The 22728-nt window shown below is 39.3% G+C and carries 14 protein-coding genes and 5 pseudogenes; 1 reads left to right on the plus strand and 18 read right to left on the minus strand.

Annotation, left to right across the window (positions count from 1 at the left end):
• Nucleotides 1–40: 40 nt before the first annotated feature.
• The 8 genes and pseudogenes from DS031_RS18665 to allC all read right to left on the minus strand — a co-directional run.
• Nucleotides 41–286 (minus strand): annotated as a pseudogene (locus DS031_RS18665) (recombinase family protein); the annotation flags it as partial.
• A gap of 91 nt (nt 287–377) precedes the next feature.
• Complete coding sequence (locus DS031_RS18670) at nt 378–1754, minus strand: allantoinase (RefSeq protein WP_113807574.1); 1377 nt, start codon at nt 1752–1754, stop codon at nt 378–380.
• A gap of 152 nt (nt 1755–1906) precedes the next feature.
• Nucleotides 1907–3286, minus strand: coding sequence for an NCS1 family transporter (locus DS031_RS18675; protein ID WP_113807575.1), 1380 nt, complete (start codon nt 3284–3286; stop codon nt 1907–1909).
• Nucleotides 3287–3608: 322 nt separating this feature from the next.
• Nucleotides 3609–4475 (minus strand): fumarylacetoacetate hydrolase family protein, encoded by an 867-nt coding sequence (locus DS031_RS18680; RefSeq protein WP_113807576.1) that lies wholly within the window; start codon nt 4473–4475, stop codon nt 3609–3611.
• 50 nt (nt 4476–4525) lie between these two features.
• Entirely contained in the window at nt 4526–5704 is a 1179-nt protein-coding gene (locus tag DS031_RS18685; protein WP_113807577.1) for an amidase, read from the minus strand.
• Nucleotides 5705–5784: 80 nt separating this feature from the next.
• Complete coding sequence (locus tag DS031_RS18690; RefSeq protein WP_113807578.1) at nt 5785–7095, minus strand: uracil/xanthine transporter; 1311 nt, start codon at nt 7093–7095, stop codon at nt 5785–5787.
• Nucleotides 7096–7243: 148 nt separating this feature from the next.
• On the minus strand, nt 7244–8518 hold the full coding sequence (locus DS031_RS18695) for a pyridoxal-phosphate-dependent aminotransferase family protein (protein ID WP_113807579.1): 1275 nt from the start codon (nt 8516–8518) through the stop codon (nt 7244–7246).
• Nucleotides 8519–8531: 13 nt separating this feature from the next.
• Complete coding sequence (gene allC, locus DS031_RS18700; RefSeq protein ID WP_245947539.1) at nt 8532–9779, minus strand: allantoate deiminase; 1248 nt, start codon at nt 9777–9779, stop codon at nt 8532–8534.
• A 208-nt stretch (nt 9780–9987) separates the two neighbouring features.
• Here allC and DS031_RS18705 point away from each other — a divergent pair, with 208 nt between their 5' ends.
• Complete coding sequence (locus DS031_RS18705) at nt 9988–11625, plus strand: PucR family transcriptional regulator (protein WP_113807580.1); 1638 nt, start codon at nt 9988–9990, stop codon at nt 11623–11625.
• A gap of 734 nt (nt 11626–12359) precedes the next feature.
• On the opposite strand, the pseudogene DS031_RS18710 reads toward DS031_RS18705, so the two are convergent.
• From DS031_RS18710 to DS031_RS18755, 10 genes and pseudogenes are all read right to left on the minus strand, one after another.
• Nucleotides 12360–12620, minus strand: a pseudogene (locus tag DS031_RS18710) (group II intron reverse transcriptase/maturase); the annotation flags it as partial.
• Between the two features lie 1075 nt (nt 12621–13695).
• A pseudogene (locus DS031_RS18715) lies at nt 13696–14640 on the minus strand (SDR family NAD(P)-dependent oxidoreductase).
• A gap of 364 nt (nt 14641–15004) precedes the next feature.
• Entirely contained in the window at nt 15005–15847 is an 843-nt protein-coding gene (locus DS031_RS18720; RefSeq protein ID WP_113807581.1) for an aldo/keto reductase, read from the minus strand.
• Nucleotides 15848–16197: 350 nt separating this feature from the next.
• Nucleotides 16198–16869 (minus strand): annotated as a pseudogene (locus DS031_RS18725) (class II fructose-bisphosphate aldolase); the annotation flags it as partial.
• Nucleotides 16870–17003: 134 nt separating this feature from the next.
• Nucleotides 17004–18200 (minus strand): IS110 family RNA-guided transposase, encoded by a 1197-nt coding sequence (locus DS031_RS18730; RefSeq protein WP_113807582.1) that lies wholly within the window; start codon nt 18198–18200, stop codon nt 17004–17006.
• A gap of 240 nt (nt 18201–18440) precedes the next feature.
• Nucleotides 18441–18641: pseudogene (locus DS031_RS18735) on the minus strand (class II fructose-bisphosphate aldolase); the annotation flags it as partial.
• A gap of 35 nt (nt 18642–18676) precedes the next feature.
• Nucleotides 18677–19489 (minus strand): 5-deoxy-glucuronate isomerase, encoded by an 813-nt coding sequence (iolB, locus tag DS031_RS18740; RefSeq protein ID WP_113807583.1) that lies wholly within the window; start codon nt 19487–19489, stop codon nt 18677–18679.
• A gap of 37 nt (nt 19490–19526) precedes the next feature.
• On the minus strand, nt 19527–19688 hold the full coding sequence (sda, locus tag DS031_RS18745) for a sporulation histidine kinase inhibitor Sda (protein WP_220182100.1): 162 nt from the start codon (nt 19686–19688) through the stop codon (nt 19527–19529).
• A 103-nt stretch (nt 19689–19791) separates the two neighbouring features.
• Nucleotides 19792–21255, minus strand: a complete 1464-nt coding sequence (locus tag DS031_RS18750) for a CoA-acylating methylmalonate-semialdehyde dehydrogenase (RefSeq protein WP_113807584.1) — start codon at nt 21253–21255, stop codon at nt 19792–19794.
• A gap of 46 nt (nt 21256–21301) precedes the next feature.
• The coding region (locus DS031_RS18755; RefSeq protein ID WP_113807587.1) for a thiamine pyrophosphate-dependent enzyme at nt 21302–22728 on the minus strand (1427 nt) is incomplete at its 5' end.

A 22728-nucleotide genomic window follows, 5' to 3' on the forward strand; every position in this document is an offset into this window, starting at 1 on the left:
CAACTTATATAGAAGGTTTTAACTTACAAACTATCTAATTTGCCAATTCAATGCCTTCTCGCTGCCTCATTCGGATTAGGTCTCTTTCTAACTGGTTAACACCGGACATCACTGTAATCAGAAACTGACTATAAGGGTTTTCTTCGGAAAGATCCAGCCAATTATCTTTTAGGGAATTGAGGTTGGCTCCTTTTCCTTTTATGTATTCAATCAGCTCGAATAAATCTTTTGTACTTCTTGGGATACGAGTAAGGTCCGTAACGTAAACGATATCCCCTTCTTTTAATAGGACTGATTTTTTATTAGAACGTCAAAAAAATATCCTTCAGTTCATCTTGAAGAATGTTTTTTTTGACGTTCTTACATAATCAATCATCTTAGTTAACAACTGTGTACCCTTCTGGCTTCACCCAACTACCCTCAGGCTGATCGGCTACGATTTTTCCGTCTTTCACGACAACGTCTCCTCTAATGAACGTCCCAACGACTTGGCATGGGAACGTGTGGCCCATATACAAGGTTTGCTTATGTTTGGCATAATAGTTTTCTTCGGAAACAGTGTACGATTGTTCTAACGTAACAATTGCTAAATCGGCGTCTGCTCCTTCAACAATTTTACCTTTTCGATCAGAAAGTCCAAATCGTTCAGCTGGTACTGATGCTGTCCATTTTGCGACCGTTTCGAACGGAATGTTGTGCTTTACGGCAAGTTCAACCATTGACAGCAATGAGAACTGTCCGCCGCTAATGCCGCCCCATGCTTGAAACAGGTTATAAACGGTAGGATCTTTTAAGTCGTAAGGGCATGGCGAATGATCAGAGGAAATCATATCAAATTGATCCTCAATTAATAACGAAATGAGTTTTTGCTGCTCTTCTTTTTCACGTAAAGGTGGCGCGCATTTCGCAACTGTACCTAATTCTCTTAAATGGTCATGGGTAAACAATAAGTAGTGAGGGCACGTTTCAACTGTTATGTTCATACCTTTTTGTTTAGCCTGTGCGATTTTTTCCATTGCTTCTGCTGAGCTGATGTGTACAAAATGAAGTGGGCATCCTGTGAGCTCTGCATAATAAATCGCACGTTGCACCGCTTCCACTTCAGCCATAATCGGACGTGTTTTCAAATAATCGTCTGCGCTAAATTTCCCTGCTTTTTCTTTCTCTTCTTTTAACCAGTTTGTGATTGCGGCACTTTCTGAATGAAGGGCTAACACTTTGTTGAGTTTAGCAATGATTTTCATGCCATTTAACAACGTTATATCATCTACTGCTTCGAACTCTTTGTTTCCTGTTGTTGAAAGAAACGCTTTAAATCCGATCACACCCGAATTAGCAAGAGCTTCTAAATCGATTTCATTTCCAGGTACGAGACCTCCCCATAAGCTAAAGTCAACAAATGATTTTTCATTTCCTAGCTTCGCTTTCTGATCAAGAGCCTCTTGGTTAACAGTTGAAGGAATCCCGTTTAACGGCATATCGAAATACGTTGTGCAGCCTCCTGCTGCCATCATCATTGAACCTGTATGAAATCCTTCCCAATGCTCTCTTCCCGGTTCGCTAAAATGAACATGCACATCAATCATTCCTGGAAAAATATATTGATTTTCAGCATCCCATGTCGTTTTTGCTTTAGTTGTGATTCCCTTTTTAAGAACGACAATTTTTCCATCCTTGATCCCAATGTCCGTTTCGGATACACCTGTTGGAAGCACTACTTTTCCATTTTTAATAATGACATCTAACTGTTCCATGGGAGTCTCTCCTTTAATTTCAGACCTAGGTTTCGGTTAAATTTAACCTCTGTACCATTGTATTAATCTTATAATCTAATAAGCTTTTATTGCTATTTTTAAATCCTACTCTTAAGCACCTTTCATCTTTTCCGTTTATCGATTGTTTCTCTTTAAATAACATCTTCCTCTTTTTCGAAATCCACTGTCTCTCGGAAGCTTTGTTCTACTCCTTCACTGACATACTTTTCATGTTTCATGATCCATGATTTCATAAGTACGGTATACACAATGCCGGCTGGGATAATGCCAAGGAGCCAAGATAAATCAACGTTGATGAATGAAAAGCCTGTTCCAACTGCAATCGCAATCAATGCGGCTGGATTCCACCCTTTAAATGCTGCAAACAATTTTTTCACATCATATAGTTTAGCGACGTTATAGTTCCCTTTATGAACGAGGTAGAAGTCAGCTACCATTACGGCGAAAATTGGACCTAAAAAGGCTGAAACAATCGAGATAAACGTTAAGAACGTCGAATCCGTCATAATCCACCAAGGACATGTAAATACGCCTAAAATACCGACAATGACACACGCTTTTTCCCAAGAGATTTTAAAAATATCCATCGCCACAAGGACTGGCGGCATAATGTTCGCAACTAGATTTGTCGTGATTTGAGCGATAGCAATAAACAATAAAATAACAATACTTGCAAACAAACTTGAAATGTGTCCTGAAATAATGTCAACCGGATTCCAAATGCCTACTGCCGCTGCCCCAAGAATCCCAACAAACGGAAGCAAAATCATCGGAGGAACAATCCCTACAATGTGTGATCCAACAAACGTTCCAGCTGACGCTTTACGTGGAAAATACCTTGTATAATCTGAAACATTCAATAACAAAGCAGAGAACTGACCGATTAAGACAGCCATCGCAAGCCAGAATGGAATTCCCCATGAACCATCAATTGCAGTTGTTTTTTGTACTTCGAAACCGAATGTCGATAAAAATAAGAAAATTAAATAAACAACACCAAGCAAAATGACAACAGAACCAACAACTTCAATCCATTTAATCGACTTGATCCCTTTAGCAGATAAATAGATTTGCAACGCTTGGAACGCGAAAAACCATACCCACACATTGTTATAACCGATAATGTCAGTGAAAATCTGGTTTAATGCCATAGCCCCAAGCCAAGTTTGAACTCCATACCAAAAGAGCGCTGGTACTGCACGCATCAAGGAAGGGATTTTCGCTCCAACCGGTCCGAATGAAGAACGGAGCTGAACAACCATCGGAATCCCATGCTTCCATCCGACTCGGCCGTTTAAAACAAACAACAAGGCGGCAAGGATGTTAGCCAAAATCAATGCAGCAAACGCTTGTGTTAAATTCAGTTTACCAAAGGGTGGAATTAAGCTCGATCCTAACATAAAAGACCCTACCATAACAGAATCTCCCCACCACATTGCCACATAGGCTTTCGGCCCTAAAATACGATTCTTTTCATTTAAAATCGGTTCCAGATCATAATTCTTTTCCATAGTATCCTCCTTTGATCGTGAAAAGTTTTTTCCGAATCTAATGTTAGTTAATGTAACATTATATGTAATTAAACATTACATTTGTTTTTATAACTTATATTTTATATGATCTGCTTTCAGAATTCATTAGAAGAATTGTGAATTTTCATTTTTTTCTTTGTACTTTTTAACCAAAAAATTTAAACGAGAGAATCAACAATGTCACTTTAGTTAACATCAGCATACGGCATCATCAAAAAAGAGGACGAAACAAAACGAAAAAAGCAGTTGGATTCATAAATTGAACTCAACTGCTTTTAATCGTTCTTTATAAAGAAAAATCTTAATTTTTGATTGCTGCAGGGTTTTGCAACGATTTAAAGCCGCGAATCTGACACGCTACAACGTCTCCCTCACGAATCACGACAGATCCAGGTGTACCAGTCATAATAACATCCCCTGGATGTAACGTCATGATGTGTGAAAAGAAGGAAACAATCCACTCTGGTTGATACATCATATTGGCAATTACATTGCGATGATGAACTTCACCGTTTAACACCGTTTCGACCTCCAGATCCTTTAAGTCAGAAAACTCATCAACCGTTATGAAGTGTGGACCAAAGCTGAAAAAGGTATCAAAGCTTTTTGAACGCTGTAAATAACGTGGGTTTTTCGCATGGATATCTTTCGCCGTCGTATCTAACGTCGTCGTAAAACCAGCTACAACACCTAAGGCATCCTCTTCTTTCACATTTTTGCATGTTTTTCCAATCACAATGGCAAATTCCGCTTCTGTTGTGACTTGACTAGACTGAGGAGGAAGCAAAATAGATTCCCCAGAACCAATTAAACTCGTGTCTGGTTTCATAAAAATAACCGGTTCTTCTTCCGGAGGTTTTCCAGACAATTCTAGTGCTTTTTCCATATAGTTCATGCCAACTCCCCAGATTTTTCCCGGATTACGGTAAAGAGGCGCGTAGGTTGCTTCGTGTTCTGGAATATAAGGAAATTTTGCTAAGCTGCTCTCCCCCTCTTCTTGATACCAATGGGTGAGTTCAGCTAACTCATCGTTTTGTAAAATACTAAAAAGGTCCGTGCTCCAATTTTTGTTCGCTTTCTCGTTAATCGTTTGAATCGAAATCATCTTATCATCCGAAATGACAACAGCAATTTCTTCACCTTTTATTTTCACTGTTGCTAGTTTCATATACATTCTCCTTATCGTTATCGTTAACAAACGGTCTATTTTACCTGCTTTTAAGACTTCATTTTTGCTACAAACTCATTTGCCCAACTCAATAGCTTCAGATCTTGGCCACGATTTGCGATAAGCGATAAGCCAATAGGAAGTCCATTGACTTCTGCTAAAGGAAGCGTGATTTGAGGTAAACCCGCTAAACCAGCAATACAAGAGAGTTGCATCGTTTTCGCTCGGTATTGATCCGCTTTTTCACCATGTAAGTTTAATAACGGCGCCGCTCCAGGAGCAGTTGGGACCACCAATAAACCTTCCTCTCCTAAAAGTGTTGACAGTGAGTGACGGATGTTTTCCCTTCGTTCATACGCCTGTCCGTTTTCACTCACTTTCAATGTACTTGTCCATCGAAAACGTTCAGCGATACCAGGTCCAAACGTCGGATTCTCTTTTTGGATCCAGTCGCCATGTTCGCTCCAAATTTCTAATCCTTGGAGGATGCGAAACGTACTGGACCATTCCGCTAATCCTTCTTTTGAAATTTCGATCCACTCACTATGTTTTGTCAACTCTTCTAATTCAGGAACAAAAGTCAACAGCGCTTCTTTGTGCTCGTCATCCAACAACTCCCATGCGTCGTTTCCTAAAAACAGACGAGCAAAACGCCCTTCTGTATGTTGATCATTAATGAGAAGACGACCCACTTCGAGCAACAACTTCGGATCTCTCGTCATCCAACCAACGGTATCAAAGCTTTTTGCTAACGGAATCACCCCTTCAATCGGAACAGCACCGTGTGTCGGACGAAATCCATAGATGCCACAATACGAAGAAGGAATTCGAACAGAGCCTCCTGTATCTGTGCCTAACGCAAAATCGACCATGCCAGAAGAAACCGCAACCGCTGATCCACTTGATGATCCTCCCGGAATGCGATCAGGCCCCTGCGGGTTCACAGGTGTACCATAATGAAAATTCTCACCGTTCAAACTGTACATGAGCTCATCGGTATGTGCCGTTCCCTTTAATGTCGCTCCATGCTGAAGAAGGCGATCAATAACCGGCGCGTGTTGTTCCGCCGGGCCATGCGTTCGAAGCCAATCAGGGTTCCCTGCTCCACTCGTATATCCTTCAATCATAAACACATCTTTCACTGCAAACGCGAACGAATGTAACCAACCTGATCCAGCAGGTTCGAGTATGACATTCTGATCCACGAATGCGTTCCACTTGTCATTCATCATAGCACCCTCCAAACAACTAACCTTTTTTATGATTAACAGATCGTTACTTACTTTCCTTGTTGGAAAAATTCCTTTATTTACTTTTGTTCCTTTTCAGTTGCCTCTTTAAAACGAATGTTTTCGACTAAAAGAGAACCTAAAATGCCAACTAACAGCCCATTACTGACTAACGGGCGCAAGATACTCGGAACAGTTTCGAAATACGACAAAGGAAAGGTCATCACAATGATGCCAACAAATAAAGGAACGGCTAAACGATACACATTCGCTGTCGTTAACTCAATTTGAGCAAAATATTGAAGAGAAGACTGCAACAACCGTAAGTACGCAACAAGCAATACGGCACTCCCAATGCTTAACGGAAGGTTAGCCATCAAACGACTAATCGTCGGGACGAGCCCCATCAACATAAACATCCCTCCACCAATTAAAAAGGGAAGTCTCTCTAAAATTTTCGTTTGATTCAGAAAACCAATTGACGATACATATGGAGCATACGGAACCATCCCGAATAAACCGGAAATAACGGCGAACAGCCCGCTAATCGTAAAGGAATTTCTATATTGTTTCGTTGATGCTTTCATTTTGTAAATGTCATCTGTACCTTTTAATGCCCCAAATGTATTCGACGTATTAATAAGTCCCGCAATGACAGCTGTAATAATAATACCTGCATCCAACTGAGGTGCACCGAGCGGAAAGAAGGCCATGTCCATTTTTCCAGCAACATCGATCGCTTCTTTTGGATCAAACAACAACTCAAATAGGATCCATCCTCCAATAATCCCAATTAACAAGGAGTATCTGCTGAATGCAGGTGAAGCTTTAATGCTTAATATAATAATCAAAAAGACCACAACACTCGCTAATAGAAAAACCGGGATGTCAATGTGCGCTGTTTCTGAATGCGTCCCAAATGGAATCCCTAACATTCCTTTAAGAAAAATGGCATTTAATCGACAAGCCAACAAAAACATAAACACAGCCATAACACCAGGAGTAAACAACCGAGCAAGATGATGCGAAAAACCGCTTAAGCCAATAACTATCATAATAAGCCCAGAGATAATAACGCCAACAGCCAAACTTCCTCCAAGCGTTGTCAACGACATTCCTTGCGAAGGAGCGGCATAACAAAGACTTAAAATGCCCCCCCACCACAGTCCAGATTGCCCTTCCATGATGGAGCGTTTATGTCCTAATAGTGCTTGCAGAATACAAGCGACCCCCGTAAAAAGAAACGAAACTTGCATTAACGAAATGATTTTGCCTTGAGAAAGTTCAAAAGCTGCCCCAATGGTAATCGGAATGACAACCGTATTTGTGAAAAGGAAAAAAAGCCATTGCAACCCAGCAAGCCAGTGTTTCACTTTAAATAACTCGACCATACATTCACCTTCTATCTGTTTGGAAAAAGCAGAAGCAGTCATTCCTTTTTAACAAACGTTTCCCCGTTCCAACTGAAAAACGTGTTCGTTTTCGTACAAAAAGATTCCGTTCATCTCCCGGAATCTTTTTGTATTTCAACCTCTAAAACTACTTTTTTACTGCAGCATACGGTGATTCAGATGCCTCAAGCGCTACAACTGGTGACTCATATACATCAAGCGCAGCTTGTAAACCTTGTCCAATTTGGATAGCCGCCCCGTGACGAATAAGTACCGCTTCAAGTGCTCCAAGTACAAACAAAATGTTTTCTTTTCGACAGCTATAACCCATCGTTCCAATTCTCCAAATCTTCCCATGGAGAGGTCCAAACGAACTTGCAATCTCGATTCCAAACTGTTGAAGCAACATCGTTCTCACAGAATCACCATCAACACCAGCTGGAATGTTCACACATGTAACCATCGGCAGCTTCCACGGAACATCATTAAATAATCCCAAGCCCATTGCCTTAATTCCTTCTATCAACGCTTTTTCGTGTAAACGATGACGTTCAAATCGCTCTTGCAACCCTTCTTCTAACACGATGCGTGCCCCTTCACGCAACGCATAAAGCATTGATGTCGCTTCCGTATGGTGATTTAGCCTTCTTGGTCCCCAGTAATCTTGTAATTGACTTAAGTCAAAGTAATTGCTACGGATTGGTTGCTGTACGTTTACGCGATCTTGTTCTGTTGCAACGCCTCTTTCGACTTTTTTCCTTGCAGCCAATATTTTTTCAACACGCTCATTATACGTAATTGGAGCCATCCCAGAAGGAACAGAAAAACATTTTTGCGTACCGCCGATCACGGCATCAAGCTGCCATTCATCTACTTTTACTTCTGTTCCGCCAATCGTTGCAACGGCATCAACAACACATAACACATCCAGCTCACGACAAGCAGGTCCAATCTTATCTAGTGGCTGCATACATCCTGTTGATGTTTCACCGTGTACAATCGCAAGCACTTTTGGTTGAATGCGCTTCATTTCATCAATAATGTCTTGTTGATCAAACACTTCTCCCCATTTGCATTCCATCGTGTGGATTTCTACTCCGTTACGCTCTGCAATTTCCGTTAACAAGTAGCCGAATCGACCAAAGATCGGAATTAACACTTTATCACCAGGCTCTAACACGCTGCACAACACCGCTTCAATCCCGGAACGCGACGTTCCATCAATTGGAAAAGCCCATTGGTTTTTCGTTTGAAAAATGCGACGAAGCATTTCCATTGTTTCGTTCATCATTTGTGTAAAAGCCGGATCAAACTGGCCAAGGATTGGAGTACTCATGGCACGTAACACTCTTGGATCTGCTTCAACAGGTCCTGGCGTCATGATCGTTCTTAATGGTGCATTAATTTCTTTAAAAGCAGTCATTTTTTCTCCTCCTTTAATACGCTAGCTCATATAAAACCTTTATTAATAATTGAATTCCTTTTTCTAAATCTTCCGTTCTAGTAAACTCATATGGCGAATGGCTAATACCTTTATGACTTGGTACAAACAGCAAAGAAGTTGGACAAAACGAAGCAAACATTTGTGCATCATGGCCTGCGCCGCTGACCATTTTCTTAAACGGAACCTTGTCTCTTGTTAAGATCGTTTCGGAAAGTCCCATTAACTTTTCGCACATCTTAATCGGCTTTTCATTCATCCAATTTCGGATGCTTACATCTGTCTTGTGTTTATCCGCAATCAGTTGAAATTCCTTAAACACAGCCTTTGAAAACTCGTCGATAACCTCTTCCTCACAATGACGAATGTCAATCGTGAATATCACCTTACCTGGAATGACATTTGAGATATTCGGATCTAACTGCAGCTGACCAACGGTTGCCACTAAACCTGATGTTGTTTCTTTTGCTCTTTGAATAAGCAATTGAATCAATTCAGAGGCGACATACATCGCATCTTTACGCCAAGCCATTGGCGTAGTCCCTGCATGGTTGCTTTCTCCGACGACTGTGATTTCATATCTTCTCTGTCCAACAATGTGACTAACAAGCCCAATGGCTTTTTCTTCCCGTTCTAGGATCTCACCTTGTTCAATGTGAAGTTCAAGAAAACACTCCAAGTCCGTTCGAGACGGGTGTCGATGTTTTCCTTGACCAAATCCTGCTTCATGCATCGCATTTAAAAACGATACATTTTGTAAATCAACTAACCCTTGAACATCGTCCATTGATTTGACACCGGTGATACTCCCTGATCCCCAATAGGTCATTGGAAAGCGGCTGCCCTCTTCTTCACATAATGAAACAACCTCGATGTTCTTTTTAGGTAAACCGTGCTGTTCATATAAATAGCGCAACGCAAGAAAACCGGCAATAATCCCATAGGCTCCATCATACTTTCCGCCATCTACAACAGTATCAATATGGGATCCTGTTAAGATCGTAAGCGCATTTCTTTCCGTACCTGGTAATCTTCCAAATAAATTTCCAACATCGTCATAATAGGCTTGTAAGCCTACTTTTTTTATTCGTTTCTCAAGTGCTTGTTGCGCACACTGCCATTCATAAGAATACAACTTTCTGGTAACTCCGTTGTTTTTGCTTTTCCCAAACGAAGCTAACCACTCTACCATCTCTTCAATTTGTTCGAATAAGGCAGGCGACTTCAACTCACTCGTAACCAACCTAATCCCCCCTATTCAACTAGTCTTCTATAAATCCGTGTAAACTATCTTTACATGATTAGTAATATAAACTGATTTTAGAATAAATCTTCGTTAAAATCATTCACATAAATGTAGAATATTAGATTAATTTATTGTATATATTGACTAAAATATCATGTAAAATAGAAAAAACGAAGCACTATTCTAAAAACGAAGAGGGATGAACATGAAATTAGTTGAGTTATTGGACCTTCCTGTGTTTAACGGAACAGCCCTAATCGCAGGAAAACAAGGGGTGGAACGTGAAGTCAATACCGTAAACATGATGGATGCTCCCGACATTATTCATTTTTTAAAGAAAGATGAACTACTTATTACCACAGCCTTTCATTTCAAGGATGATTTTAATTCATTATTAGAACTCATTAAAGAAATGGAAAAACAAGGCTGTTCAGGGTTAGGCATTAAAACAAAACGATTTTTACAGGAAGTGCCTGGAGCAGTCATTTCACTTGCAAACGAACTGAACTTTCCGCTCTTAGAACTACCTGTTCAGACGTCACTCGGTGATATCGTACATAAGTCGCTAAGTTACATTCTTGATATTCGCACGAATGAACTGCATCAAGCCATGCAAACCCACCAACAATTTACAAACCATGTCATAAGCGGACAAGGCATCCATAAACTGCTCGACAGTTTATCGTCTTTGATCGACTTGCCTGTTGTCCTGTTGAACCATCATTTACAGCCTGTTTCAAAACATGGCCATCATTCTTCTCTTTTCGAAAGCTTAGAGACATTAAGTGCGAGCGGACAGTCCTTTTATTTACCGGAAACAACGATGTCAGCCTTCTCATTACGAAATGAAACGCGAGAGACGATTTCTCTTTTTCCAATTTACACTCATCAGCAATCCAGCTACTTAGGTGTGTTCGGTTTTATCCCGTTATCGAATCGCTCGATGATTTTAACCATTGAACAAGCGACAAATGTCCTTGCCTTTGAATTAATGAAAGAAAATGCTTTAAAGCAAAATACAAGACGGATTCAAAATGAATTTTTTACGAATTTTATGAACGGGGCGTTTTCGACCACTGAGGAAATCATCAGCCGAGGAAAAGAGTTCGGATTAGAAAATGAACAAAAGTATGTGTGTGCCGTTGGCCAGCTAAACGATGAAACGAAGACCGTTTCCTTTATGCAATACCAATCTGAACAAGAATTAATTTATAATACGATCGAGTCAGAACTGCAACGGTTTCATGAAAAAATTCATTTTTTCACAATGGACCAGTCCTACGTCTTACTTATGCAACCGAACGGCGGATGGAAAGAGGTTGAACAACCTTTCCTTTCCCTTTTAAAAGCCATCCAAACAAAAATTTCAACCTATTTTCAAGAGGATCTTTCATTCGGCATTAGTCACTACGCTGAGCAGCTCATTTATGTTCCTTTATCTTATAAAGAAGCAACAGACGCTTTATACTATGGCAATATGTCCGGAAAGAAACAATTTATTAAGAGTTATCAGCCAAAGGAAGTACCAGAGATTTTACGCATGGTGCCGTATGATCAATTAAAAAAGTTTTACACAGACACGTTCCAGGCATTTGCGAATGAATCGAAAAAAGATCATCAAGTTCTTCTTCATACATTGTCCGTTTTTTTAGAAACACATTGTCAACTGTCTGAAACAGCCAAACGATTATATGTCCACCGCAATACCGTTATTTATCGCTTAGAAAAGTGCGAGGAGATCATTGGTCGAAGTTTAAAAGAACCAGATGAAACGTTGCGTCTGCGCCTTGCTTTCCGAATCAAAGCGCTGCTCCAAGGAAACAGTGATCCTGCTCAAACCTAATAAAATACCTGTTTAGCAAACAAAATACAATCAATAAGAAAACCTCCTCTTTGAAGTCAAATCATTTGTCATGCCTTAAGAAGGGGTAGCGTCAGAAAATGTCAATTATCTATACTTAGGATTAAAAAATCTTGATTTGGTAAGGGTTTTACATTGAAGACATGTAAACAACGTATTCATCTTAATAACAAGTAGCACCATCGAATTCTATAACTGTTTGTTGCCTTGAAGGTAACAAAAACGCCTTAAGACGTTCTCAATAAGGAGAAAATGCCGTTGTTCTTCCCAGAACAACGTATAGAATCCCGATTTATGCGAATAAGGATATTTGATGCCTTCTCATTGTCAAGACATCACTACGTTGTATACTTTGAATACGTTGTTTACACAGATAAGATATCAAATATTCAAAGTAACTTTTCATATAATTTTTCTCCTTAGAATACTTTAAATACTCCTGATTTTCATAGTAAAGATAAATGTGGATTTACAACGTTAAGATTAAGGGTAACCAAATACAACTAAAGCCTAATTTCCCCCTTAAAATGCTGATAAATTAGGCTTTTATTATTTCATAATCGCGCCTGATTGTTGAACATAGATAACTTAAGACAAGTTAATAACAAAATAAATATTTTATTATCTCCCTTTAAACTTTATTTCAAGTCAACAGTTGACATAATACTGATTCCAAGAAACAAAAATGCCTGATCTAATTGCATAGTCCAGGCATTTTGAAGCATATTTTGAACCTTCAGAATAACTTCTTCAACAGACAAACATTTGACGTCTTCAATGGTTAATTTATCAGTACCAGCCGTTTTACTTCCTGTATTTCTTTTAATATTTCGATAAGCAAGACGTATATTTTCATCAGATCGAATCCATTTCATTAAGTTATAGAAATTTTGACCATTAACACTTTGAGCGTACAAATTGTCAAGACGATGTTGCATGTCATAATACTCATTGTGTCTCAGTTTCTTCCGTTTCAACAAGTCGGTGACTCCCTTGGGAGTTGAACCTCTTTTAGTCTCACAAGAACCTTGTTAATCGATAAAGAACTGCCATACATGGTTGAATAATTCTTCATTAGTCTAGTGGCTATCCCTCCATGTTGATTAGACATTTCATTGGTACTGTGCCACCACTTTCACTGATATTAAGATAAGTTATACAGTAGCTATTCTCACCATTGTTTTCCTTATCAACGGTTCATAGAGAGTAAGCCCTCCACGTTATCAGCTTACAACGTTGAATTATATCTATTATAGAAGGAACTTAGGTGCTTCCTGTAAGCCTGTTAGCCGTTCATATGCCTGTAACATATCATGGATTTTCATATTAACGAATCTTACTCATCCACTGCTAACCTCACATTAAGTGATATACACATTTCTATGTATTGCCATTCTAGACCCGTACCTTCAGAAGTTCGTCAGCTTAACCTTTTACTATAGGTTTTTAAGCATTCTCACCCTATTCATTCAACTCAAGCGTCATGATTTACACCACCCCCGCGGGTAGGCTTTCGTCAGCTTGACCTATTACGGTAAATTCTTACGCCTTCTTTGCCGAGCTTATAACACTATCATTCTTACTAAATCAAGTGCTATTCGACGCAGAGAGAGCCCTTTAGGACGTTACTCCTTCATTTGACTCTTCGATATAATCCTTCAATTCCAAAAGGAATTGTCTAACTTTTATCTGGGTAATGTGACCACTCCCAAGTTAGGTTAGAAACGTTTCGTACCATTAAATGGCCTGTTAATAATAAAAGATATTTTCATTTGATAAGCTTAACTAAATTACCATCTTCTTCTTTATCGACTAACTTAACATCGTAATTCGAAACCTCATATGTCCAATAACTAATGGCTTTTTTGCCATCAACATTCACTGTGGTGTTTTCTTTTTCTGGTAAACACGCTATCAACCCGAATAAAAACGTTAAAGAAAATAAACATAAAATTTCTTTGGCATGACTATTTTTCCATCACTCGCTTGTTTTGAAATAAGAATGATTTCCTACCTAGTCATTTTTATCGTTAGCTTGATGGGTATGTGGAATTACCCCTGTACCTTCTCATTCTTCATCCAATTTAATGTTTTCTTAATCCCTTCTTTATAGGGAGTCTGTGGTATAGATCCTATTTTCGCCTCGTACTTCTTACCACTCAAGATTACGGGATCCTCTGTTAAGTACATCATCTCTACCATTTCTCTCATGAATGGCTGAAATATTCCGATAAATCGAATCATTGTTTTTGACACAGTTCTAATCGACTTTTTATATCCTACTTCCTTACGTACTATCTCAATAATTTATTTTCCCTTTATTGGATGTGCAGATGGAATATTCCAATTTTGATTGTACGTATCCTCTCGTAAAGCTAATTCCACCATTGCCTTTGCACCGTCCAATGTAAAAATAAATTCTCTAGCTACCTTGATATTACCAACAAAATTCGCAGTTTTATTTAAAAACACGTTTTTTAGCATTTTATGAAGGAGTGTATTTTCCGCATTTGGTCCGTATAAATCAGGCATATGCACAATCAAATAAGGTGCATTACTTCTTTTCAACCTATTTTCCATTGCGAGCCGGATTTTCCCCTTTTTTGTATGTGGCTCCTTCCTCGCTTCTTCATTTACTTCTATTTTGGATTGCATTCCATAGGCATAAATATTATCCACTAGTGCAATTTTTGCTTGCTGCTTCTCTGCGGCACGGACTATTATCTCTATGCACAAAGGATGCTTATCTATCCATTCTTGATAAGGAAAGCTCACTACATGAAAGATTACATCTACACCATCAGCTGCCTCGATTACATCCTTTTCCACTAATGCATCCCCTGAAAATATGGATACCTTTGATTCATTCTGATAAAGAACATCTAACCTTTCTTTTCTTCTTGAAAATGCAACCACTTCCACACCTCGATCCACTAACTCAAGAACTAATGCATAACCTATTCCACCTGTTGCACCTAATACTAATGCTTTTTTCATTAATAACACCCTCCCTTTATAATTGACCACTGGTCAAAACTTGCTAAAAAAATATATGCAAGCTCTAAACCTGCAAAATGATTTAGAGCTGTTTTATCCATTGAAAGTCACTTATCTCGACTTCCCGTTTTACTTCCAACATTTTTCACCCTTTATATCCGGTTTTGCAATCTACTGTTCAATACTTTATCATTAAGGTTACCTTTTAATGAATTTCATTACTTTCTTATGATTAATGGAACCTGATATTATGATCAATCCAGAAATATAAAATACACCACCCATCCCAACTAATGAAGTTGGAATCAAAAAAGCGCAGCACTTCTTTATAGAAGTGCTGCGCCGCTTTTTTTATTTGTAAAGTTTAAAACTCTTCATAAATCGCCGGGTCTTGATCATTAATTCTGCCGTCCGGGCGAGTTAATTCTGCAATTGCGCTCATTTCTGCTTCACTTAATGAAAAGTCAAAGATTGAGATGTTTTCAAGCTGGCGTTCAGCAGAAGCCGATTTCGGAATTGCAATTGCGCCCAGTTGATAATGCCAGCGTAAAATAATTTGTGAAATTGTTTTGCTGTGATCATTGGCAATTGTTCTTAGTGTTTCATTTTCTAGTACGTCCTTTGCCCGGGCAAGCGGACTCCATGATTCTGTAACAATGTTGTTTTCCGCGTGCCACTTTCTTTGCTGTTCCTGGTTGAAAAACGGATGTAATTCAATTTGGTTGATGCTCGGTTTTATACCCGTTTCTCGCTCTAAACGCTCGAGATGTTCCGGTAAGAAATTACAAACACCGATTGAACGAATTAGTCCTGATTTTTTTGCGTCAATTAATGCCTGCCACGCTTCTACGTAATGATCCTGCTTCGGATTCGGCCAATGAATAAGATATAAATCATAATAATCAAGGTTCGCCCGGTATAATGATTCTTCAATTGTCTGAACCGCTTTATCATAGGTTTGATAGCGGCCTGGGAGCTTAGAAGTAATAAGTAGTTGTTCACGCGGCACGGAACTGCGTCGCACCGCTTCCCCTACTGTGCCTTCGTTTTCATAATTATAAGCGGTATCAATGAGGCGGTAACCGATATCAATTGCGCTATTAATCGCTTGAACTCCTTTGTTTCCATTTAAACTGTATGTACCAAAACCTAGTGCTGGCACTTTAAGACCGTCATTCAATGTAACTTCTGGAATTGATTTACCCATCGCTAATCACTCCTTTTTTTAATAGTTTAAGAGTATCACCAAGAAAAATAAAAATCCAAATATTTGCACTATTTTTGATATTTCCATGTATAAGGTAAGTGATTTATCCCTTAGCTATTCTCTTTATGGCTGGTTTCACCAATACCTAACGGAGAACAGAGCAAAAAAACAACAAAAATTTCATGAGCTTCTGCTCCCAACCAAGCATGTAAATGTCGTAGGATTCATTTCTCTGCGCTGGTGATTACTTCGTATATCAAGGCTTGTTCAATGAATCCTACGACAACTTAAGTTTTACACCGAAAAAAAAAAAAAAAAGGGAGCATCTCAGTTACCCCCTTCTTTAAACATTAACGCACTGCCTCTAGTTCCGCTTTATTGCAGCTTCCGAAAATTTGCATATGATGCTTTACATTTTCATACGCTGCCGTTATCACGTCTTGGTGTAAAGTAAAATAATCACTGTAAGGACCGTTTGAAGACGCTTTGTTTACCGTACTTATAACATTATTAAATGTGGCAGTCGCTACGTTAATTTTGCGGATCCCATGTTGAATACACTTTTGGAAATCTTCTGCACTAATACCGGAACCACCATGCAATACTAATGGGATACTTACTTTCTCATTAATTTCCTCCAACCGATCTAAACGAAGATTCGGATCACCATTATACATGCCGTGCGCATTACCGATTGCGATTGCTAACGCATCAACATTTGTTTCTTCTGCAAACCGCTTTGCTTCCTCTGTACTCGTAAGCAGCACTTCAATATCTTCTGTGCCGTCTTCACTGCCGCCAACTCGACCGATTTCTGCTTCTACGGTTGCACCGTATTGTTTCGCAAGCTCCACCACTTCTTTTGTTTTTTCAATATTTTCATCAAGCGGGTGGTGTGAGCCATCATACATTACCGAACTGAAGCCAATTTCTAATGTTTCTTTTATTTTTTCTAGTGTCATTCCGTGATCAAAGTGAACCGCTACAGGCACACGTGCTTCTTTTGCCGCTGCTACCATTATACCAGCTAATATAAGTCAATACTTTTTAGTTAAAAAAGTGTTATTTAAGATGTTATAATAATTTTAAGCACGACAAAGAAACTTCAAATGCTAGTTTGAAGTTATGGTAAATAATGTAAATTTAAACTTACTTATTATGCTTTAAAAGCCTCTTTGTGTGTGAGAATAGCGTAAATCCAATGTAAAAGCTTGTTTGCGCAAGCGATTATTGCTACTTTGTGAGGCTTGCCCTCACTTCTTTTTTTGTCATAAAATTCTCTTAGTTTTACATTACGACTCCTCGTTAACCCACATTGAACAGCTGTATACAAGGCTTGTCTTAGCCTGGTAGAACCTCTCTTGGTAATACGATTTATAGATGCTTTGAACTTTCCGGACTGGAATATTCTTGGATCTATACCTGCATAGGCAACTAACTTTTTAGGATTGCTAAATTGATCTATTTTACCAATCTCAGAAATTAAAGTAGCTGTAATTTTAGCTCCAATTCCAGGTATTGATCGAATTATTGTATATTCTTCAAACTCCTGTGCGAGCTGGTCGATTTCCTCTTCCAAGATTAATAGATATTCTTTTTGTTGAAGAAGCATTTTGATATACATATTCAAACTAACCAAATGGCTCTTATATAAGGTATTTTTGAAAGGATTCCGTCTTGCTGCTTCCTTAAGTTTTTCTGCCTTAGCCAAACACCAAGAATACGAGCGTTTCGCTCCCAAACTATATATTTTACTTGCTAAATCTTCTGTGCTTACTTGCAGTACATCTTTAGAAGTAGGATATAAGAGTAACGTCTTTAGGGACAAAGGTGAATATAGATGTCCAAAAACACTTTTATATGCTGGAAAGACTTGATCTAAAATTGTTTGAAATTGTAGTTTCAATTGAACATAATTTTTAGTTAACGATTCATGCTGCCTAGATAAATTTCGTAGGTTCATTGTTCTAACGCTTTTTCTGTGAAAGATCTCTAAGTCTTCTTTATAGTAAAGTTCACATAAATGTTTTGCATCATGAGGGTCTGTCTTTACTTTTCGAAGACTTGTCTTTTTTGTTTCGTAAGAAACTACTGGATTGACTAAGTAATACGTGATTTTTCTTTCTTCTAGAAACTGAAGGACTGGTTCATGATAATGTCCAGTAGATTCAAAGATTATTACTGGTGCTATTTCTGCTTTGTACTTGACCTCCTCATAAAAAGTATAGAAATTATTCAATCCTTCAATGTCATGTCTAAACTTAAAAGTTCGACTAATAGGTTTTTTCTTATCCAAAAAGGCTTGAACTTGGCTTTCTCCTTTCGCAATATCCAGGCCAATGACTGGATTCATACTCTATCACATCTCCTTTTACTGTATTTGCCGGCAGCCCCTGTCTTACTTATAGTGTCATAGCTTCGCTTGTTATACGGGGTCAATAAGCCCCAACCAGCCTCAAACATGTTTCTATAAGTAGGGGGGTGGACAGTATAACGGACGGGATCAAGTCCCAAGGGCCAGATCGTCCTACCCCGGCTACCTTAAGAATAACCTATAAGAAATAGGCCAACCAGAATTAACTGATTGACCTTATAATACGAACGGGCCAAATATATGAATGGGTGAATGGTTGAGACGCACTTCGGCAATTTGTAAAATTAATGGCGAACGGAGCTCTTCCGCTGCTTTAATCGCCCCCATCACCATTTCCATATTGGCAACACTAAACGCTCCTACCCCGTAATTTCCCTGCTCTGCTTTCGTTAAAATCTCTTTCATCTTCACTAATGGCATGAAAAAATCCCCCAGCTTTCTTGTAATTTCATTTTCTATTTTGTTGGTTGAAACAGCCATTCATGTTCTGAATCGTTATGAAACTTCCATGTGCGAGTCGGACCTGCCATCACATTTAAGTAGTACACTTCATAGCCTGGAGGCGCAGAAACTGGATGATAACCTTTTGGTACAAGCACAACATTACTGTCTTTTACAACTAATGTTTCGTCAAGCGAACGATCATCTGTATAAACACGCTGAATTACAAAACCGTTTTCAGCCGGATTTACTTTATGATAATATGTTTCTTCCAAATACGATTCCTGCGGCAAATTGTCTTGATCATGTTTATGCGGCGGATAGCTTGACCAGTTGCCTTCCGGTGTGAATACTTCAACGACGAGCAAGCTGTCAGCCGGCTTTTGTTCTGGTAAAATGTTATGAATCTTACGAGACATTGAACCAGAACCGCGATCTTCTCTGCCAACATCTTCTGGCGCGATTAAACGCGCTTCATATGTTCCTTTACCAGGAGCTGAACAAACTGCTAACTCTAAATCGGTTAATGCTTCCACTTGATATTCGTCATCAGACGGAACATAAACAGAGTATGGCGGAATTTTTTCAAACACACTCATCCGCTTTCCAATATTTTCAATGGTTGCTTGTTTTGTTTTTACCGATGCTTTTCCGCTTAACAGCACAAGACACACTTCATTGTCTTCTGTCGCTTTTGCGAGCGTTTCACCTACTTTTAGTTCATATACTTCAAAGCCAACGTATTCCCAGCCTGCTGATTCAGGGGTTACTGATAATACTTTTCCTTCTTCATCACGCTCTCTGCGCGGTACGATTAAATCTGACATAAAATAAGCCTCCTCTATTAAAATAAACTCTTATTTATTATGAAGCAGTTAAACATGTATTCACTTTCGCGAGAGCTTCGTTCACTTTTCTTCTTTGTATCTCTTTCTCTAATAAAAGAATGAAGTCTTTCTCCAACTTTAATCCAATTGCCTTTGAATAACTTTCTAAGAGAAGCTCGTCGCTTATATATTTAATCATTTTTCTCTTTCTCCTATGCCATATCCTATTTTTTAAAAGAAACCCCGGATGACTGACGGTAATGCCATAGCTCCGAATGCATCCAGGGTATTCTTCTATACTATTACCAGCGAGCTGTTAACATTTTTCTTCTTGTGTAGAATTCCACACCGTCTGAACCATTTGCGTGAAGATCACCGTAGAATGAATTTTTCCAGCCCGAGAATGGGAAGAACGCCATTGGTGCCGGTACGCCAACGTTGACACCTAACATACCAGATTGAATATTTTCTCTGAAGTAACGCATTGCAACGCCGCTTGTTGTATATAAGCATGCCCCGTTACCAAACTCGGATTGGTTCGATAATTCAACCGCTTCTTCTAGGTCTTTCACACGTACAATTGAAAGGACCGGTGCGAAGATTTCGTCTTTCCAAATTTTCATATCTGTTGTCACATTGTCAAAAATTGTTGGACCAATGAAGTAGCCTTTGTCCGTATAGCTTTCATCGTTACGTCCGTCACGAATTAAAACAGCACCCTCTTCTTCACCTGATTGAATGTAATTCGCTGTACGCTCTTTATGCTCTTTACGAATAACCGGACCTAAAAATGCATTCTCATTTTTTAAGCCATCACCAATCACAATGTTATCAGCTGCTTCCTGCAGTTTTGCGATTAACTCATCGGCTACTTCATCAACTGCGACAACAACTGAACACGCCATACATCTTTCACCCGCTGAACCGTAGGCTGCCCCAATGATTTGGTTTACTGCGTTATCTAATTCTGCGTCCGGCATCACGATGCTGTGGTTTTTCGCGCCCGCTAATGCCTGTACACGCTTGCCGTTCGCTGCGCCTGTTTTGTACACATATTCGGCAACTGGCTGTGAACCTACAAATGAAATTGCCGGAACATCTTTATGCTCTAATAAGCCGTTTACAACATCATGGGCACCGTGAACGATGTTAAATACGCCGTCTGGAAGACCTGCTTCTTTTAATAATTCTGCTAAGCGGTTCGCTAAAAGTGGTGTACGCTCAGAAGGCTTCAGTACGAACGTGTTACCACACGCAAGCGCTAGTGGGAACATCCAGCACGGAACCATCATCGGGAAGTTAAACGGTGTAATTCCCCCAACAACGCCAACCGGGTAACGATACATGCCAGACTCAATACCAGTTGCAATATCCGGAAGCTGTTTCCCCATCATTAAGCTTGGCGCACCCGCCGCAAACTCGACACATTCAATACCTCGTAAAACTTCACCGTGTGCTTCTTTGAAACTTTTACCGTTTTCAATGGTTACTAATCTTGCAAGCTCATCCCAGTTCTCTACCAGCAACTGCTGGTATTTAAATAAAATGCGTGCTCTTTTTGGTACAGCTGTTTTACTCCACGTTTTAAATGCTTTTTTCGCTGTTTGGACCGCTTGATCTACATCACCTTTTGTTGATACAGGAACATACGCTAAAATTTCCTCTGTCGCAGGGTTTGGAACTGGAATTGTTTGAGAAGATTCTGATTCGACCCATTCTCCTCCAATATAGTTTTTAAGTGTTTGTACGTTCGTTTCAACTGTCATGATGACATTCCCCTTTCGATTTATAAAGATTTATAAGAATTTCCTATTAATACTGTTTGGCGTTTCTTAATTTCTCTTGTTTAAATTCATACGCTTTTTGAACACCCGGTTGACTGGACACTTCCGGAACACCAAGATTCCACCAGCTGCCTTCATAACCGTCTGTCATTGTTTTTGGAAGTACTTTAATTTCAATTAACGTTGACTTGTCTTGATTTTTGGCATCTTCTAACGCTTCTTTTAATTCTTCCTGATTCGTGACGCGATACGATTTCGCACCGTAACCCTCCGCCACTTTCGCATAATCAATGTTTAAAATTTGGTTGTCATCTGTTCTGAATTCACAGAAATAGCTGCCGTTTCCAAAGTCCATCTGCAGGTTATTAATACACCCATAGCCGGAATTATCAAAAAGAAGGACATTAATTTTTTTGTTATACTGAATCGCTGTAATGAATTCAGAGTGTAGCATTAGGAAGCTTCCGTCACCTACGATTGAATACACTTCTTTTGTTGGTTCCGCTAATTTCAGCCCTAATGTTCCGGATACTTCATAGCCCATGCATGAGTAACCGTACTCAAGGTGATACGTATTCGGTACTTCGGCATGCCATAACCGCTGTAAATCTCCTGGAAGTGATCCAGCCGCGCAGGCGATAATGCTGTCCTTATCAATGTTCTCATTAATGGTAAGCAGTGCTGTTGTTTGTGCGAATTCCGTCTTTAACACATCAGCATACTCATTTAATACTTCTTGAGAAAAATGATTTTTAATTTCTGGATCGAAATTTTCTCGGTTAAATGTGATTTCGCTTAAACGATCGCGCTCAGCTGCCCATTCTTCTTTTAATTCTGCAATAAGATTTCCATACTCACTTTCATAGCCTTCTAACATTGGCATTAATGCTTCAAACGCTGTACGGGCATCGGCCACAACCGGATACGCATCAAGCTTATACGCCTGCATACGGCTTACATTAATGTTTAAAAATTTCGTTGTTTCAAAGTTAAACACTGTTTTCGAAGAAGTTGCAAAGTCTGTAAATCTTGTGCCGACACCGATAATAAGATCTGCTTCACGTGCGGCTTTATTTGCTGCGAGCGTTCCTGTGATGCCAAGGCCGCCTAAATTGTTTTTAAAGGAAGATTCAACTGCTGATTTACCAGCTTGTGTTTCCGCTAATGGAATATGATATTTTTCTGAGAATGCCATTAACGCTTCACGTGCTTCCGAATATTTCACACCGCCGCCAACAACGATTAACGGCTTTTTGCTTTCTTTAATTAAATCAGCTGCTCCTGTTAACTCACGCTCAGTTGGCAGCTTGCGATCGATGTAATGAACGCGCTTTTCAAAGAATTTCACATCATAATCAAACGCTTCCCCTTCAACATCCTGTGAGATACAAATCGTCGCAGGACCTGCTTTTGCCGGGTCGGTCATTACTTCAAAAGCGCGAATTAACGCAGACA

This window comes from Bacillus taeanensis, from assembly GCF_003318295.1.
GTDB classification, from domain to species: Bacteria; Bacillota; Bacilli; order Bacillales; family UBA6769; genus Maribacillus; species Maribacillus taeanensis.